We start from the raw sequence: 16,707 nt of genomic DNA, 5'->3' as shown, positions 1-16,707 counted from the left end.
TTTTAATTTCGTGTCCTGCGTGCGGCTATAGGCAGCCTTTATCTTTTCGCATATTCCTGATGGAACTCAACCACCGCCTCTATTCCTTTCCGGAAAATGTCCAGCGAGAAGTTTTCGTTGGGTGAATGGATTGCATCCGATTCGAGTCCGAAGCCCATCAATACGGTTTTGGTTCCCAATACCTGTTCGAATGTCGAAATGATAGGAATACTTCCGCCGCGACGTACTGCCAGCGGTTTTTTGCCGAAAGCTATCTCAAAACCTTTTTCCGCAGCCTGATAGGCAGGAAGGGAAATCGGGCAGACATACCCTTGTCCTCCGTGCATCGGAGTTACTTTTACCTGGACAGTGTCGGGGGCCATTTGTAAGATATAGTCAGCAAACATCTGCGAAATCTTGTGATGATCCTGATGCGCAACCAGTCGGCAGGAAACTTTCGCATACGCTTTCGAAGGAAGGACTGTCTTGGAGCCTTCACCCGTATATCCTCCCCAAATGCCGCATACATCGAAAGACGGGCGGCAACTGTTGCGTTCCAGTGTGCTGTATCCCTTTTCTCCGAAGAGTTCTTTCACTCCGATGGCTTCTTTGTATTTCTTCTCATCGAACGGAATATGGGCGATCATTTCCCGTTCTGCTTGCGGCACTTCTTCTACGTCATCGTAGAATCCGGGGACGGTGATTCTTCCGTCTTTATCTGTCACTTTGCTGATTATTTCGCAAAGCACATTGATCGGATTGGCTACCGCACCTCCGAAGTGTCCTGAATGCAGGTCGCGATTCGGTCCGGTCACTTCTATTTCCCAGTAAGCCAGTCCGCGCAGACCGGTGGTGAGGGATGGAAGTTCGGCACCCAGCATGCTGGTATCCGAGACCAGGATAACGTCTGCTTTCAACAGCTCCTTATGCTCTTCGCAGAAGGCTTCCAGGCTGGGAGAGCCGATTTCCTCTTCTCCTTCGAAGATAAACTTGACGTTATTTTTCAGCAGTTCGTTCTTGACGAGATATTCGAAGGCTTTGACCTGGATAAAGGATTGTCCTTTGTCATCATCCGCTCCGCGTGCCCAGATGTATCCGTCCCGTACTTCGGGGTCGAAGGGCTGGCTTTTCCACAGTTCCAGCGGTTCGGCAGGCATTACGTCGTAGTGGGCGTAGACCAATACCGTTTTGGCATTCGGATCAACGATCTTTTGTGCGAAAACAATCGGGTTACCCTTGGAGGGCATCACCAGTGCTTCGTCCACTCCGGCTTCGAGCAGTAGTTGTGCCCAGCGTTGGGCGCAAGCCAGCATATCGTCGTGATGTTCCGGCAGGGCGCTGATACTGGGAATACGGATGAGGCTGAACAGGTCCTCCATAATCTTCGGTTCGTTCGCTGCGATATATTTTTGAATTTCGTTCATAATGAATAGTTTACTGGCGGTTATTTAGCCGATGTGCCAATAGCCTGACAGATTTTTTGTGCAGGTATTGGCACATGGGTAGATTGACATATTGATACTTATTAAAGCTGCGTTGTCTTATCCAACAGATAATAATCAAGGATAGTCATGGCAGCCATTGCTTCTACGATAGGCACGGCACGTGGCAGTACACAGGCGTCATGACGTCCGCGGGCTTTCAGTGTCGTATCTACGCCGTCGATGTTCACCGTTTCCTGCTCCATCAGTAGGGTAGCAATCGGTTTGAATACTACACGGAAGTAAATATCCTGTCCGTTACTGATTCCTCCCTGAATACCTCCGGAGTGGTTGGTATGCGTTTCAATCCGTCCGTTGTTGTTGAAGAATACGTCGTTCTGCTCGGAGCCTTTCATCTTCAGTCCCTTGAATCCTTCGCCATATTCGAAGGCCTTGGCGGCATTGATGCTGAGCATGGCGTTGCCCAAGGCGGCGTGCAGCTTGCCGAACACAGGTTGCCCCAATCCGATAGGACATCCTTTGATGACACAGGTCAGCGTACCTCCGATGGTATCGCCTTCGCCTTTTACCTTATATATAAGGTCTGCCATTTCCTTCGCCTTTTCCGGGTCCGGACAGCGTACGTCGTTTGTTTCGATCAGGTCGAGATCATAGTCGGAATAAGTGCCTTCCAATTTGATGGCACCGACTTGCGATGTATAAGCTGTGATGCTGATTCCTAACTGGCGAAGGGCTAATTTAGCCAATGCGCCGGCTACTACGCGTGAAATAGTCTCGCGGGCAGAAGAACGTCCGCCACCGCGATGATCACGGATGCCGTACTTCACTTTGTAGGTGTAATCCGCATGTGAAGGGCGGTATACCTCTTTCAGGTTATTGTAGTCATTGGAATGTTGATTCTCGTTCCAAACGATAAATCCGATAGGACATCCGGTTGATTTGCCTTCGAAAATGCCTGAAAGAAACTCCACTTTATCCGCTTCCTTGCGTGGTGTGGTGAGGATGGATTGTCCCGGACGGCGTCGATTTAGTTCTTGTTGTACAAATTCTTCGTCGATTGTGATTCCGGAAGGAAATCCGTCAATTACTCCCCCAACTCCTTTTCCATGAGACTCGCCGAAGCTGGTGAGCCGAAAGATGTTGCCAAATGAATTAAACATAGTTGTGGCTTTTTTAAAATTACTCTATGCAAATATAACAAAGTTTTCGATAAGAAGGTTGTGAATTCAAAATATCTTCGGAAAAGGAAGCAAATTGAACCTTTTTTCCTCTTTTTAGTTTATAAATGACGATTATTTAATAACTAAACCCGAAAATTATGAAAAAGAATCTATTGTATTTGTGGGCATTGATATGCTCTGTCTCTCTTTTGACGGCTTGTAGCAGTGATGACGATAATACGGTCAATGATGAAACGACTCCTCCGGAAGAAGAAGCTGTGGTGACTGCTCCCGATGTGGTGGGAACGTATTGGGGAAATCTCGATATTTCAATGCTGCCCGATGGCTCCGACCAAGAAGTTGTGATTGCCGACGGACTTCCGAAGTTTATTACTTTCTCTCAGGTCAGCGATACGGAAGTAAAGATGGAACTGAAGGAATTTGAGCTGTTTATAAACGGAAACATATTAAAGTTCGGTGATATCGTGATAGACAAGTGTGCAGTGAAAAAGGAAACGGACGCTTCGACTTTCATCGGACAGCAAGACCTTACTTTTCAGGGAGATGCTGCCGCTCTGGGTACCTGTGCCACCAGTATAGAAGGAACGGTACAAGGTGGAAATGCTACGATGAATATTCAGGTAAAAGTGCCTGCATTGCAGCAGACCGTGAAAGTTGCTTTCTCCGGTGTGAAGCAGGTGGAGGAATCCGGTAAGGATTAATCTGTCTTTGCTTAGCTAGAAAGCATATCCGAATCCGATATTCAAGTAGATCGGATACATAGCGAAAGTAATGGTCTGAAAGTCATTTCTGAAGATATCATTCAATCCCCAAGTGAGGTCTGCATATATATTGAGATGTTTGAATGCTCTCCATCCGGCTCCTATTTGCAGGCCCCACTGAAAATGTCTCAGGTCGTCCGAGAAGTCATAAGTAGCGATTTTACCATCCGTAAATTCGACTTTGGGACCTACGGGGTCGCCTTCGCGCAGGTATCCTTCATATACGTGCCCCGAAAATTCTCTTGAAAGCAGATATGAAAAATAAGGTCCGGCTTTAATATTCCAACGGTTGCTCAGCTTGTAGGTAGCCATTAGAGGAATTGTCAGTCCGGCAGTATGGACTTTGGTTTTGACTCCTCCTGTCCAGACACCGCTGATTCTTTCTCCTCCCTGTCCGAGGATTTCCATATTATAGTTTTTGACGGTAGCTTCCGTTGTCATGGCTTTATTCTCCAGCCGCAACCCTAAAATGACTCCGAACTTATTTTGAACGGCAAACCATTTGGTTACTTCGCCTCCGATGCTGATAGCCAGCGTCGGGTTGTAGCCGTCAATCGAACGGATTTCGACAGGCAGCGGGAGCGGGGCTGTACCGCCGATGCTGAACCCTGCTTTGATTTCATATTCCAGTCCGTGAAGAGCGGAACGGATAAGCGTTTCGTTTCTGTCAACCTGTGAATAGCCGGGGAGGGCTATCCCCAGACAGGCAAGTAAACTGAATATATAGGAATGGATTTTCATCTTCATTGTTATTATTAAATCATTAGTTATTTCGTTATAGTTGCTCTGTTCTGCCTTCCATAGCTGCTATCAGATCGTTGTTCGAATGGAATCAGTCTTCCGAGCGATAGATTAGTTCGACTTCATCAATCAGCAATGTACTCCCGATAGCTCCGTTGAAATGATCCCCTTCCAGGCTGGAAGTGAATACGATAGCTACATTATACTTTCCTGCCGTTAGCTTCTCTTTATCGATGTATTTTCCGGATAACATATGGAAGGGAAGTTTAAAGTATGTCCACTCGTCCGTCTCTTTGGCGTCGTCAATGCGTGCTATTGAAACCAGGTTGGGACTGGTGAAAGCATTCGTTCCGTCAAGAGTCGGCACAGATTCACTGGTTTCGTACATGATGGCATAAATATCGCATATATCCCGTTTGCCACTGACGGGTTTGCCGCCTTCTGTAAACTGATCTCCGGCTTTGTACTTGTAATAGCCTGCCAGATAAGTAGGTATATGCCGGAAAGGCAGGCCGAACTTGGTTGCTTTCAGCGGATTGCTCATTGCATTTCCTACATCGAAAGAACCGATGAACAGATTTCCGGCTGCGATAGGCATTCCCATGAGTCCGCCGAAGAATCCTGTGCTGCGGGTTACTAAGGACAGGCATTTCCCAGTTTTTCCGTTTGCAATCTGGAAGGTCGGATAGTCGTCGGCAGTCTTGGGAACTCCGGTCATCGCATAACCGGCGTTTCCGCTGGCCCATTCCATCACCACTTTTTCTCCTTCCCGTTCTACGAAGATGTAGTATTTCTGTCCGCCGAGCGTATCCTCAAAATTATAGATGGTAGCAAGTTCCGTATCAATAACGGACACGGTGTACTTCTTCTTCCAAAAGCCATCGGCAGCCGTAACGGTATATTGCTGAGGCGAATGGAAATCTCTAGCCGTCCCGCTGGGAGGATCGATGGTGGCTCCCGGAGTCAATGTAAATTCGGGTGCAAGGGATGAAATGTCCGTTCCCGGTCCTACAAATATATTGATGGAATTATTAGTGATAATCGGACTCGTTGTCATGACTACTCCCGGCAATCTGCAACTTAGTATATCTGCCTCTGCATTGGGAGCTTCTTCGCGGATGCAAGAAGAAGAGAAAATGGCTAGCAGCAAATAAACAATACCGTGTTTTGCTTTCATTTTTCTACTATTCTAACTGTTAAAGTTCGGTTCTTGGGAGATTTTATAACAATATGCAATTTTATTTGTTCACTAATGGATGTTTGATAAAAAAGAATTTTCTACTTTTGTGGAAACTAAAGCCTTGTAGGGTATGATTGAATCGGAAAGAAAACAGATAATAGACTTGATCAAAAAAGAGGTGATTCCGGCGATAGGATGTACGGAACCCATTGCGGTAGCGCTTTGTGTAGCTAAAGCTGCCGAAACGTTAGGAGTGAAACCGGAAAAGATTGAAGTGTTATTGAGTGCCAATATATTAAAGAACGCAATGGGAGTCGGTATCCCCGGCACGGATATGGTCGGACTTCCTATAGCCGTAGCTTTGGGAGCGTTGATCGGTCAATCGGAATATCAACTGGAAGTATTGAGAGACTGCACACCGGAGGCAGTAGAACAAGGCAAACAGTTTATCGCAGAGAAGCGAATCTGTATTTCTCTCAAAGAAGATATCACGGAAAAACTGTACATCGAAGTAATCTGCAAAGCCGGCAGCCAAAAAGCGACGGCTGTGATTGCCGGCGGACATACTACCTTTGTCTATATAGCTACGGATGAAAAAGTACTGCTTGACAAGCAACAGACTGCCAATGAAGAGGAAGAAGACGCTTCACTGGAACTGAATCTGCGCAAAGTCTATGATTTTGCCCTGACATCCCCTCTGGATGAAATCCGTTTTATTCTCGATACGGCACGTCTGAACAAAGCGGCCGCCGAACAAGCCTTTAAAGGCAATTACGGGCACTCTTTAGGTAAGATGCTCCGTGGAACGTATGAACATAAAGTGATGGGAGACAGCGTATTCTCTCATATACTATCTTATACTTCCGCCGCTTGCGACGCCAGAATGGCTGGTGCAATGATTCCTGTCATGAGTAACTCCGGCAGCGGCAATCAGGGCATATCCGCCACACTTCCCGTTGTCGTATTTGCCGAAGAAAATGGTAAAACCGAAGAGGAACTGATCCGCGCCTTAATGTTGAGTCATCTCACTGTAATCTATATCAAACAAAGCCTGGGACGTCTCTCTGCCTTGTGCGGCTGTGTAGTAGCTGCCACAGGTTCCAGTTGCGGAATCACCTGGCTGATGGGAGGAAATTATAATCAGGTAGCCTTTGCCGTTCAAAACATGATTGCCAACCTGACGGGAATGATTTGCGACGGTGCAAAACCGAGCTGCGCACTCAAAGTAACAACCGGAGTCTCAACAGCCGTATTATCTGCCATGATGGCAATGGAGGACCGTTGTGTGACTTCTGTAGAAGGCATTATTGACGAAGATGTCGATCAGAGCATCCGTAACCTGACAAGAATCGGCTCGCAAGCCATGAACGAAACGGATAAGATGGTGCTTGATATCATGACGCACAAAGGAGGATGTTGACAGGTAATAAGTAATAGGTAACAAGTAACAAGTAATAGGTAATAGGTAATAAGTAATAGCCGGAATAACGGCATAAAAAAAGTATTAAGTATTAATCTCCGCTTATATCCGCATGGAATTAATACTTAATACTTATTACCTATTACTTAAAATTAGTGACAGTGTCCGCCTTCGCAACCGCAGTCATCGCCACAGTCGCTGCCGCAGCTGTCGCATCCGCAACCGCAACCTTCACCGCTCATCATCTTCACCAGTTCCTGAATTTCTTCGTTGGTAGCAGGACGGCTTTCGATTACTTCACCTTCAAAGATCAGGTCAGCGCCTGCCAATGGGTGGTTGAGGTCAACTACTACTGCATCCGGTTTGATTTCTACGACGCTGGCGTTTACGCGTTGACCGTCTCCGGTCATCAAAGGTACAATGCTGCCTTCTGTTACGCGTTCGCTGTCGAACTTGCCATCTATTTCAAAGATATTTTTAGGAAGATCAAATACATGTTGCTCATCGTAGGCTCCGTAAGCTTCATCTGCCGGAATGGTAAAATCGAATTTATCACCTTTAGACAGAGCTGTTATCTGGTTCTCGAAGCTTTCGAGCGTAGTGCCTAATCCTGAAATGAACTGAAAAGGATGTTCTGCATTTGTTTCTTCGAACAATTCTTTTTCACCATCTTCCACTGTATATAGCTTATATGCAACGGTGATGTACTTGTTTTCTACTGTTTCCATCTGATATTTATAGTTTCTAAATTAATAAATCCCTTATTTTTAGGGTGGACAAAGATACGAATAATTTGCTTGCCACCGGGTGCATACGGAGTAAATTTCAGATTATTAAGCGCTTTTGTCAGAAATGGACAGTCATTCTCTACTAACTGATAGTTGCAAATTCAACCTTTAAGTGATAAAATTTAGGTTTATTACCGCTCTTTTCTTACGATTATTCGCTTTTTAGTGATTTTTTTCTTCGATTTGTTTGGAGATAATAAAAAAGCCCTTACCTTTGCAGCACGAAAATAAAGAAAAGAAGATATGAATATATTACATACATCTATTAACCTAGCAGTTCTGCATATTATTCGCGTCGTGGTGGTGCCATCAAGAGCGTGAGAAAGGTTTTGTGTATGTATTCGTACCATAAAAGATAGAATTTAGAGCCTTTCTCACTGATGTGAGGGAGGCTCTTTAATTAAAAGATAGATTGAAATGAAAAAGCAATTACGCAGTTCGTTTAGTACACAAGGCCGTCGCATGGCGGGAGCCCGCGCATTATGGGCAGCCAACGGCATGAAGAAGAATCAGATGGGAAAACCCATTATCGCTATCGTCAATTCGTTTACACAATTTGTTCCGGGACACGTGCACCTGCATGAAATCGGGCAGTTGGTGAAGGCGGAAATTGAGAAGCTGGGATGCTTCGCTGCGGAATTTAATACGATTGCTATCGATGACGGTATCGCTATGGGACATGACGGAATGCTTTACTCGCTTCCTTCCCGTGATATCATAGCGGACAGCGTAGAATATATGGTCAATGCGCACAAGGCGGATGCAATGGTATGTATCAGCAACTGCGATAAGATCACCCCGGGAATGTTGATGGCTGCCATGCGCCTGAATATCCCTACCGTATTCGTATCCGGCGGACCGATGGAAGCCGGAGAGTGGAACGGCCAGCATCTGGACTTGATCGATGCCATGATTAAATCGGCGGACGACAGCGTAAGCGATCAGGAAGTAGCGAATATCGAACAGAATGCCTGCCCTACCTGCGGATGTTGTTCCGGAATGTTTACGGCAAACTCGATGAACTGTCTGAATGAAGCTATCGGTCTGGCTCTTCCGGGAAACGGCACAATCGTGGCTACGCACGAAAATCGTACGAAACTGTTTGAAGACGCAGCCAAACTGATTGTGGAAAATGCAATGAAATATTATGAAGAAGGTGACGAAAGTGTACTTCCCCGCAGCATAGCTACCCGTCAGGCATTCCTCAATGCCATGACGCTGGATATCGCGATGGGCGGTTCTACCAATACGGTGCTTCACCTGCTGGCCGTGGCACATGAGGCAGGAGTCGATTTTAAGATGGACGACATCGATATGCTGTCACGCAAGGCACCCTGCCTGTGTAAAGTCGCTCCGAATACTCAAAAATATCATATTCAAGACGTTAACCGTGCGGGTGGCATCATTGCTATCCTGGCAGAGTTGGCAAAAGGTGGTCTGATTGATACTTCCGTTCTCCGTGTGGATGGCATGTCGCTGGCGGAAGCGATCGATCAATATTCAATTACCAGCCCGAATGTAACAGAAAAAGCAATGAACAAATATTCAAGTGCGGCAGGAAACAGATTCAATCTCGTACTTGGTTCTCAGGGAGCTTATTATCAGGAATTAGATAAAGATCGCGCGAACGGATGTATCCGTGATCTGGAGCACGCCTATAGCAAGGACGGAGGTTTGGCGGTACTGAAAGGAAATATCGCTCAGGACGGTTGCGTAGTAAAAACGGCGGGTGTAGACGAAAGCATCTGGAAGTTTACCGGACCTGCCAAAGTATTCGACTCACAAGAAGCAGCCTGTGAAGGCATCCTCGGAGGCCGAGTCGTCAGCGGCGACGTTGTCGTCATCACGCACGAAGGTCCGAAGGGGGGGCCCGGTATGCAGGAAATGCTTTACCCGACTTCTTATATCAAATCCCGTCACCTCGGCAAAGAATGTGCCTTGATTACCGATGGACGTTTCAGTGGTGGAACTTCCGGATTGAGTATCGGACACGTTTCTCCCGAAGCCGCTGCCGGAGGTAATATAGGAAAAATAGTAGATGGAGATATCATCGAAATCGACATTCCCGCCCGAACGATTAACGTGCGACTAACAGATGAAGAACTGGCTGCCCGCCCGATGACTCCCGTCACCCGTGACCGTTACGTGCCGAAGAGCCTGAAAGCATACGCCAGCATGGTAAGCTCTGCCGATAAGGGAGCAGTGAGATTAATAGACTGATCCACTTCATTATCCATTATGAATCATCCATTATCCATTAAAGAACTATGAGTAAGGACTTAATAACAGGCGCAGAGGCAATGATGCGCTCTCTGGAACATCAGGGAGTGACTACCATTTTCGGTTATCCCGGCGGTTCAATCATGCCTACGTTCGATGCCCTGTACGACCATCAAAATACATTGAACCATATCTTGGTTCGCCATGAACAGGGAGCCGCCCATGCGGCACAAGGCTACGCCCGCGTATCGGGTAAAGTCGGTGTTTGCTTGGTGACAAGCGGCCCTGGAGCAACCAATACGATCACAGGTATTGCAGATGCAATGATAGACAGTACGCCTATCGTTGTCATTGCAGGACAGGTGGGAACAGGCTTTCTTGGAACAGACGCTTTTCAGGAAGTCGATCTCGTAGGTATCACTCAGCCAATCGCTAAATGGAGCTATCAGATTCGCCGTGCCGAAGACGTAGCCTGGGCAATAGCACGTGCTTTCTACATTGCCAGTAGTGGTCGTCCCGGTCCGGTGGTACTCGACTTTGCCAAGAATGCGCAGGTTGAAAAAACAAAATACGAGCCGACAAAGCAGGAGTTTATCCGCAGCTATGTTCCGGTTCCCGATACGGACGAAGAATCGGTAAAGGCTGCCGCCGAACTGATCAATAACGCCGAACGCCCGCTTGTCTTGGTAGGACAGGGAGTGGAACTGGGAAGCGCTCAGGAAGAACTGCGTACCTTTATCGAAAAGGCGGATATGCCCGCAGGTTGTACCTTGCTCGGACTTTCTGCATTGCCTACCGATCATCCGTTGAATAAAGGAATGCTGGGTATGCACGGAAATCTGGGACCGAATATCAATACTAACAAATGTGATGTACTGATTGCTGTCGGTATGCGTTTCGACGACCGTGTGACGGGTAACTTGACTACTTACGCCAAACAAGCGAAAGTGATCCATTTTGACATTGATCCGGCGGAAGTAAATAAGAATGTAAAGGTAGATATTGCCGTTTTGGGCGACTGCAAAAAGACGCTGGCTGCTGTGACCGGACTGCTGAAAAAGAACCGGCACACCGAGTGGGTCGATAGTTTCAAGGAATATGAAGCGGTAGAGGAAGAAAAAGTCATTCGTCCCGAACTTCATCCTGCAACGGATTCACTGAGCATGGGCGAAGTGGTGCGTGCGGTAAGCGAAGCGACCCGCCACGAAGCCATATTGGTGACAGATGTAGGTCAGAATCAGATGATCTCTGCCCGCTACTTTAAATATACCAAGGAACGTAGTATCGTTACTTCGGGTGGACTCGGCACGATGGGTTTTGGCCTTCCGGCAGCTATCGGAGCAACTTTCGGACGTCCCGACCGCACGGTATGCGTATTTATGGGTGACGGCGGACTGCAAATGAACATTCAGGAGCTGGGTACGATCATGGAACAGAAAGCTCCGGTGAAGATTATCTGCCTGAACAATAATTATCTCGGCAACGTGCGCCAATGGCAGGCCATGTTCTTTAATCGCCGTTATTCATTTACTCCGATGCTGAATCCGGATTACATGAAAATCGCTTCCGCCTACGATATTCCTTCCAAACGTGTTTTTTCACGGGAAGAACTGAAAGCGGCCATCGACGAAATGCTCTCGACAGACGGACCGTTCCTGCTCGAAGCCTGTGTGGTAGAAGAAGGCAATGTCCTGCCGATGACCCCTCCGGGCGGTTCAGTCAATCAGATGTTGCTGGAATGTTAATCCTTAATTTAGAAAGTTATGAGTGATAAGACATTATATACGATTATAGTTCATTCTGAAAATATAGCCGGATTGCTGAATCAGGTGACCGCTGTATTTACCCGTCGGCAAATAAACATCGAGAGTTTGAACGTTTCTGCTTCTTCCATTAAAGGAGTACATAAATATACGATCACAGCGTGGACTGATAAGGACACTATCGAAAAGGTGGTGAAGCAGATCGAAAAGAAGATTGATGTGATTCAGGCGCACTATTTTACGGAAGACGAGATTTATTTCCATGAGATAGCCTTATATAAGGTATCTACTCCTGCTTTTCAGGAGACTCCGGAAGCATCTAAAGTGATCCGCAGATATAATGCCCGCATTGTAGAGGTGAATCCGGTATTCTCTATCGTCGAGAAGAACGGTATGAGTGAAGAGATTACTTCCCTTTACGAAGAACTTCGGGCTTTGAAATGCGTTCTGCAATTTGTCCGTTCGGGTCGTGTGGCTATTACTACCAGCTGTTTCGAACGTGTGAATGAGTTCCTGGACGGACAGGAGGCGAAGTATAAGCAAAGTAAAAAGGAACAGGAGTAATGAGTGAAGAAAATAAAATAGGGACTTATCAGTTTGTGGCAGAACCGTTCCACGTAGATTTTAACGGGCGCCTGACAATGGGCGTGCTGGGAAATCATCTGCTGAATTGCGCAGGTTTTCATGCCAGCGACCGTGGATTTGGTATTGCTACGCTGAACGAGGAGAATTACACATGGGTGCTTTCCCGTTTGGCGATCGAGCTGGACGAGATGCCTTACCAATACGAGAAGTTCTCGGTTCAGACATGGGTAGAGAATATCTATCGTCTGTTTACCGACCGTAACTTTGCCGTCATTGACAAGGATGGAAAGAAGATTGGCTATGCCCGTTCCGTATGGGCGATGATCAATCTGAATACCCGTAAGCCTGCCGATCTGTTGGCATTGCATGGAGGAAGCATCGTCGATTATATATGCGATGAACCCTGCCCGATAGAAAAGCCTTCGCGTATCAAGGTGACAAGTAATCAGCCTGTTGCGACGCTGACGGCAAAATACAGTGATATCGACATCAACGGACACGTAAACAGTATTCGTTATATCGAGCACATACTTGACTTGTTTCCGATAGAACTGTATCAGACGAAACGTATCCGCCGGTTTGAAATGGCGTATGTGGCTGAAAGTTATTTCGGAGATGAACTCTCTTTCTTCTGTGATGAGGTGAGTGAAAACGAGTTTCATGTAGAGGTGAAGAAAAACGGCAGCGAGGTAGTATGCCGTTCCAAAGTGATATTTGAATAATATAGAGTATAAAATCAATTAATAACAGATGGCGCAAGTCATCAAAACAAAAAAACAAAAAAAAATGGCACAGTTGAATTTTGGCGGAACTGTAGAAAATGTAGTTATCCGTGATGAATTTCCATTGGAAAAAGCTCGTGAAGTATTGAAAAATGAAACAATCGCTGTAATCGGTTATGGCGTACAAGGTCCCGGACAGGCTCTGAACCTTCGTGATAACGGTTTCAATGTAATCGTTGGTCAACGCCAGGGAAAGACATATGACAAAGCGGTTGCTGACGGATGGGTTCCGGGTGAAACTTTGTTCGGTATTGAAGAAGCTTGCGAAAAAGGTACGATCATTATGTGCCTGTTGTCTGATGCAGCAGTAATGTCTGTATGGCCTACTATCAAGCCTTACCTGACTGCAGGAAAAGCTCTTTATTTCTCTCATGGTTTTGCTATTACATGGAGTGACCGCACAGGTGTAGTTCCTCCTGCCGATATCGACGTAATCATGGTTGCTCCTAAAGGTTCGGGTACATCCTTGCGTACTATGTTCCTTGAAGGTCGCGGCTTGAACTCTTCTTACGCTATCTATCAGGATGCAACAGGCAACGCGATGGACAGAACAATCGCACTGGGTATCGGTATCGGTTCAGGTTATTTGTTCGAAACAACTTTCATCCGCGAAGCTACTTCCGACCTGACAGGCGAACGTGGTTCACTGATGGGAGCTATCCAGGGTCTGTTGCTGGCACAATACGAAGTGTTGCGTGAAAACGGTCACACTCCTTCCGAAGCATTCAACGAAACTGTAGAAGAGCTGACTCAGTCATTGATGCCGTTGTTTGCAAAGAACGGTATGGACTGGATGTATGCTAACTGCTCTACTACAGCTCAACGTGGTGCTCTCGACTGGATGGGCCCCTTCCACGATGCTATCAAACCGGTCGTTGAAAAGTTGTATCACAGTGTGAAGACTGGTAACGAAGCACAGATTTCAATCGACTCTAACTCCAAACCGGATTATCGTGAGAAACTGGAAGAAGAACTGAAAGCATTGCGCGAAAGCGAAATGTGGCAGACTGCCGTGACAGTTCGTAAACTTCGTCCGGAAAATAATTAATCAGACTTATACTATATAAGTTTTTCAAAAGGCGGGAAAAGCGTATTTTCCCGCCTTTTCTATGTAGATACCGGTCTTTTGAGTAATAGAAAAAGGATGAAAGTAGAAAAAAAGATTAAAAGATACTGATAATATAGGTGAAAAAGAGCATTTATGATTACCTTTACGGCAACAAATAAAACAGAATAGGCAATGAAGAAACTTTTTACTTACAGAAGATCGATACGTATGAAGATGATTTCTTCTTTAATGAATAGTATATCAGAATGTTACATTAAAAGATATTTAAGTTATTCTCTACCGAATGGTAGCTGTAATACCATTTCAAGTCCTTTTTATATTTCGTGTTCCATTAGTGATTCGTTGATATGATGCAGAATTTTATTCTGTAGCAGGAAAAAGTATGCGTTAAATTGTATTTAAGACAGAGCTTTTGGAACAGAATTTAGTGGGAAAATAACATTGTTTGTTTTGTTTGTAAATGGGAGTCCTCTTTCGTGAGAAAGGGGGCTTCTTTTTGATATACCCAACATAGGCGCATGTTTTAGGATTAATTCCTCTCATCCATAAATATCTGAATGTTGGTGTTATGGCGGGGACTAGGATTACATCAACTCCTGCCGGAGTTGCTCAAGGGGAGAGAATTGAGCCTGTTGTCAAGCAATATCATGTGCTCAATAAACTTAACTGAGGATTAGAGTGAAGAGGTCATCTTTTCATCAGATATGCGGAAACTTGTTATTTCTGTCTATAAAGTGAGTCCAAAAAACAGTAAATATAGTTATATTATACAACTTTGCGAGAGGCTGTAAGATATGTATTTTCGTCTTTTATTAAAAATATATTAGAATTATGCATAAAATATGCAAGTTTATATTTATCTTTGCTTCAACAAACTAAAACAAATTTAAAAATGAGAAGCTATTCATGTATTTTGAAAGTAATAGTTGTTTATGCTTTACTTGGCATTGTTATTGCAAGTTGTATCGGTAAAGATACAGACTATTCTCGTCCGGATGAACCCCAAACTCCTAACAACTTTGATTACAGTACAACTCAACAGGTACAGTTAAATGTGCAGTATGAGGTTCCTGAAGGTTATCAAGTACTTTTTGATGTCTATTTTGAGAATCCATTTAAAATAGATGAAGAAGGACAAGTTGTAAAACGTACTGATGTTGTGCCGAAAGTGACCAGAATGACTGATGGAAATGGTAAATATACCGGCTTGGAAGTGATTCCCGGTTATTTGGATGGTGACATTTATATTTATTCTTCTTATATCGGAGTGCCTGCGCTCTATAAGACAACTCTTCAGGGAAATAAGATTCAAGCTGATATATCCTGGGATACTATGTATGATTTTGTTTCCGCGGCTCCAACACGAGCGGAAAGTAATTTTACGTATCCAAAGGCTTTTAATATATTGGGTGACTGGGATGAAAATGGTCGTCCTGATTATTTGGATAGTGAGGGAGCGCTAAGCTTGTCTCAATCAATAATGAATGCAATAAACCGTACACTTCCGGAAGATGGGAAATGTCCGCAAAAATATCGTCAGTCGGTTGATTTTGAAATAAAGGAACCTGCCCATGTAAAGGTACGTTTTATTGGCGGTAAGAGTAGTGCTTACAGTACATTTGGATATTATTGTTACAAGGCGGATGCTTCTATTGAAGAAATAAAGAAAGCCAAGAAATATATTGTATTTCCTAATACAAGAACTGGAATCGGTATAAAAGGAGGGGAATGTGTCGCGTTACATTATATTGATGAAAACGGGGTGGATCGTGGAACCGATTTTCCCGAAGGTATAAAAATTGGCTGGTTCATTAGAAATGCAGCTTTTTGGAAAGGAAATATTGGTGCCGGAAAAGGAATGTTCTATTCAACTCCAAAGTTGAATACTGATGGACGTACTCATACTGTTGCTTTTAGAATTAATGATTTTGTTGTTCTCTCTTTTGAAGACTGGACTGACCAGGATTATAATGACGTGATGTTTAATGTATGGTCAGACCCTATTGAAGCTATTGTCACTCCGGATTTGCCTGAGGTTACTCCTCCCGGAAACCCTGACGATAGTTCAATTGCATATAGTATGACCTACAAAGGTATTTTAGCTTTTGAGGATAACTGGCCGTCCAAGGGGGATTACGATTTGAATGATGTAGTTGTAAAATACAATTCTGTATTAAGTTTTAATACAAAGAATGAAGTGCTTTCTACGAAAGACACGTTCACTGCATTGTGGTCCGGAGCCTCTTATAGCAATAGTTTTATTTATCAGTTAAATACAGATAAATCGAATGTCGAATCGTCTCTTGAGGTAGATCAGGATTTGGCTCTTGCTACTATTCCGGTATTTGTGGATGTTAAAACTGAGACAGGTGATAATACGAAGACATCAACAGTGAATGTCACGAATAAATTTAAGACTCCCGTCGATCACGAGGTCTTAGGAGGAGCTCCATATAATCCATTTATCAGCGTTTTTAAGTATACGGGATATGACCGGACAGAAGTACATTTAGTCAATCATAAACCTACGGAGAAAGCGAAGAAAGCCTTGTTCCATACAGGTGAGGATTTATCCGATTTGAATGCTGGGATTTATTATGTATCTGCTTCAAAATATCCGTTTGCAATCAACTTATCTGATGCGGAGGTCTATTCGACGGAGGAAAGGGAGGCAGTAGACAAGACTTATCCCCGTTTTGTCTCCTGGGCTGAGTCCAATGGAGCAAAGGACAAAGATTGGTATTTGGGAAAATAATATAGTTTGTTTTGTTTGTAAGTGGGGCTTCCTTCGACTGA

Annotated in this window: 13 protein-coding genes; 8 read left to right on the top strand and 5 right to left on the bottom strand. The window is 44.8% G+C overall.

The genetic code is table 11. From position 1 onward, the window contains the following. Nucleotides 1–38 precede the first annotated feature (38 nt). Together ACHLI0_RS08515 and aroC are read right to left on the bottom strand one after the other, a co-directional pair. Nucleotides 39–1,403, bottom strand: a complete 1,365-nt coding sequence (locus ACHLI0_RS08515) for a dipeptidase (protein WP_490748900.1) — start codon at nt 1,401–1,403, stop codon at nt 39–41. A gap of 101 nt (nt 1,404–1,504) precedes the next feature. Then, a complete protein-coding gene (aroC, locus tag ACHLI0_RS08510; protein ID WP_008766481.1) occupies nt 1,505–2,581 on the bottom strand; it encodes a chorismate synthase in 1,077 nt (358 codons plus the stop codon). 158 nt (nt 2,582–2,739) lie between these two features. Here aroC and ACHLI0_RS08505 point away from each other — a divergent pair, with 158 nt between their 5' ends. Beyond that, nucleotides 2,740–3,303 (top strand): calycin-like domain-containing protein, encoded by a 564-nt coding sequence (locus tag ACHLI0_RS08505; protein WP_490748899.1) that lies wholly within the window; start codon nt 2,740–2,742, stop codon nt 3,301–3,303. A 15-nt stretch (nt 3,304–3,318) separates the two neighbouring features. Here ACHLI0_RS08505 and ACHLI0_RS08500 read toward each other — a convergent pair whose 3' ends face one another. Both ACHLI0_RS08500 and ACHLI0_RS08495 read right to left on the bottom strand, forming a co-directional pair. Next, nucleotides 3,319–4,104, bottom strand: a complete 786-nt coding sequence (locus ACHLI0_RS08500; protein WP_490749564.1) for a porin family protein — start codon at nt 4,102–4,104, stop codon at nt 3,319–3,321. A gap of 91 nt (nt 4,105–4,195) precedes the next feature. Beyond that, nucleotides 4,196–5,281: a PCMD domain-containing protein gene (locus ACHLI0_RS08495; RefSeq protein ID WP_490748898.1), complete on the bottom strand. Its 1,086-nt coding sequence runs from the start codon at nt 5,279–5,281 to the stop codon at nt 4,196–4,198. A 133-nt stretch (nt 5,282–5,414) separates the two neighbouring features. Here ACHLI0_RS08495 and ACHLI0_RS08490 point away from each other — a divergent pair, with 133 nt between their 5' ends. Continuing rightward, entirely contained in the window at nt 5,415–6,704 is a 1,290-nt protein-coding gene (locus ACHLI0_RS08490; RefSeq protein ID WP_490748897.1) for an L-cysteine desulfidase family protein, read from the top strand. Nucleotides 6,705–6,856: 152 nt separating this feature from the next. Here ACHLI0_RS08490 and ACHLI0_RS08485 read toward each other — a convergent pair whose 3' ends face one another. Next, the gene (locus ACHLI0_RS08485) at nt 6,857–7,432 is read right to left on the bottom strand and encodes an FKBP-type peptidyl-prolyl cis-trans isomerase (RefSeq protein ID WP_195440392.1); all 576 of its coding nucleotides are present in this window, start codon (nt 7,430–7,432) and stop codon (nt 6,857–6,859) included. A gap of 477 nt (nt 7,433–7,909) precedes the next feature. Between ACHLI0_RS08485 and ilvD the strand changes: the two genes are divergently transcribed. The 6 genes from ilvD to ACHLI0_RS08455 all read left to right on the top strand — a co-directional run bounded on the left by ilvD (nt 7,910) and on the right by ACHLI0_RS08455 (nt 16,666). Next, on the top strand, nt 7,910–9,712 hold the full coding sequence (gene ilvD / locus ACHLI0_RS08480) for a dihydroxy-acid dehydratase (protein WP_490748896.1): 1,803 nt from the start codon (nt 7,910–7,912) through the stop codon (nt 9,710–9,712). A gap of 47 nt (nt 9,713–9,759) precedes the next feature. Beyond that, on the top strand, nt 9,760–11,457 hold the full coding sequence (gene ilvB, locus ACHLI0_RS08475) for a biosynthetic-type acetolactate synthase large subunit (protein ID WP_234119507.1): 1,698 nt from the start codon (nt 9,760–9,762) through the stop codon (nt 11,455–11,457). 18 nt (nt 11,458–11,475) lie between these two features. Further along, nucleotides 11,476–12,039 (top strand): acetolactate synthase small subunit, encoded by a 564-nt coding sequence (ilvN, locus tag ACHLI0_RS08470; protein WP_008761035.1) that lies wholly within the window; start codon nt 11,476–11,478, stop codon nt 12,037–12,039. Next, nucleotides 12,039–12,782: an acyl-[acyl-carrier-protein] thioesterase gene (locus tag ACHLI0_RS08465; protein WP_490748894.1), complete on the top strand. Its 744-nt coding sequence runs from the start codon at nt 12,039–12,041 to the stop codon at nt 12,780–12,782. The genes ilvN and ACHLI0_RS08465 overlap by 1 nt, the downstream gene beginning before the upstream one ends. A gap of 64 nt (nt 12,783–12,846) precedes the next feature. Then, nucleotides 12,847–13,890, top strand: a complete 1,044-nt coding sequence (ilvC, locus tag ACHLI0_RS08460) for a ketol-acid reductoisomerase (RefSeq protein ID WP_008761037.1) — start codon at nt 12,847–12,849, stop codon at nt 13,888–13,890. 913 nt (nt 13,891–14,803) lie between these two features. Beyond that, nucleotides 14,804–16,666 (top strand): LruC domain-containing protein, encoded by a 1,863-nt coding sequence (locus ACHLI0_RS08455; protein ID WP_490749563.1) that lies wholly within the window; start codon nt 14,804–14,806, stop codon nt 16,664–16,666. Nucleotides 16,667–16,707: the final 41 nt, after the last annotated feature.

It is taken from the genome of Bacteroides sp. RCH18, assembly GCF_058231005.1.
Note: the sequence above shows the minus strand (reverse complement) of the source record. Positions and strands in the feature narration are given on the sequence as shown.

Bases quoted from the DNA above. Each gene is read 5' to 3' on its own strand.
- ACHLI0_RS08495 (WP_490748898.1), bottom strand. From the start codon at position 5,281: ATGAAAGCAAAACACGGTATTGTTTATTTGCTGCTAGCCATTTTCTCT.
- ilvD (WP_490748896.1), top strand. From the start codon at position 7,910: ATGAAAAAGCAATTACGCAGTTCGTTTAGTACACAAGGCCGTCGCATG.
- ACHLI0_RS08485 (WP_195440392.1), bottom strand. From the start codon at position 7,432: ATGGAAACAGTAGAAAACAAGTACATCACCGTTGCATATAAGCTATAT.
- ACHLI0_RS08465 (WP_490748894.1), top strand. From the start codon at position 12,039: ATGAGTGAAGAAAATAAAATAGGGACTTATCAGTTTGTGGCAGAACCG.
- aroC (WP_008766481.1), bottom strand. From the start codon at position 2,581: ATGTTTAATTCATTTGGCAACATCTTTCGGCTCACCAGCTTCGGCGAG.
- ilvC (WP_008761037.1), top strand. From the start codon at position 12,847: ATGGCACAGTTGAATTTTGGCGGAACTGTAGAAAATGTAGTTATCCGT.
- ACHLI0_RS08515 (WP_490748900.1), bottom strand. From the start codon at position 1,403: ATGAACGAAATTCAAAAATATATCGCAGCGAACGAACCGAAGATTATG.
- ACHLI0_RS08490 (WP_490748897.1), top strand. From the start codon at position 5,415: ATGATTGAATCGGAAAGAAAACAGATAATAGACTTGATCAAAAAAGAG.
- ACHLI0_RS08500 (WP_490749564.1), bottom strand. From the start codon at position 4,104: ATGAAAATCCATTCCTATATATTCAGTTTACTTGCCTGTCTGGGGATA.
- ACHLI0_RS08455 (WP_490749563.1), top strand. From the start codon at position 14,804: ATGAGAAGCTATTCATGTATTTTGAAAGTAATAGTTGTTTATGCTTTA.
- ACHLI0_RS08505 (WP_490748899.1), top strand. From the start codon at position 2,740: ATGAAAAAGAATCTATTGTATTTGTGGGCATTGATATGCTCTGTCTCT.
- ilvN (WP_008761035.1), top strand. From the start codon at position 11,476: ATGAGTGATAAGACATTATATACGATTATAGTTCATTCTGAAAATATA.
- ilvB (WP_234119507.1), top strand. From the start codon at position 9,760: ATGAGTAAGGACTTAATAACAGGCGCAGAGGCAATGATGCGCTCTCTG.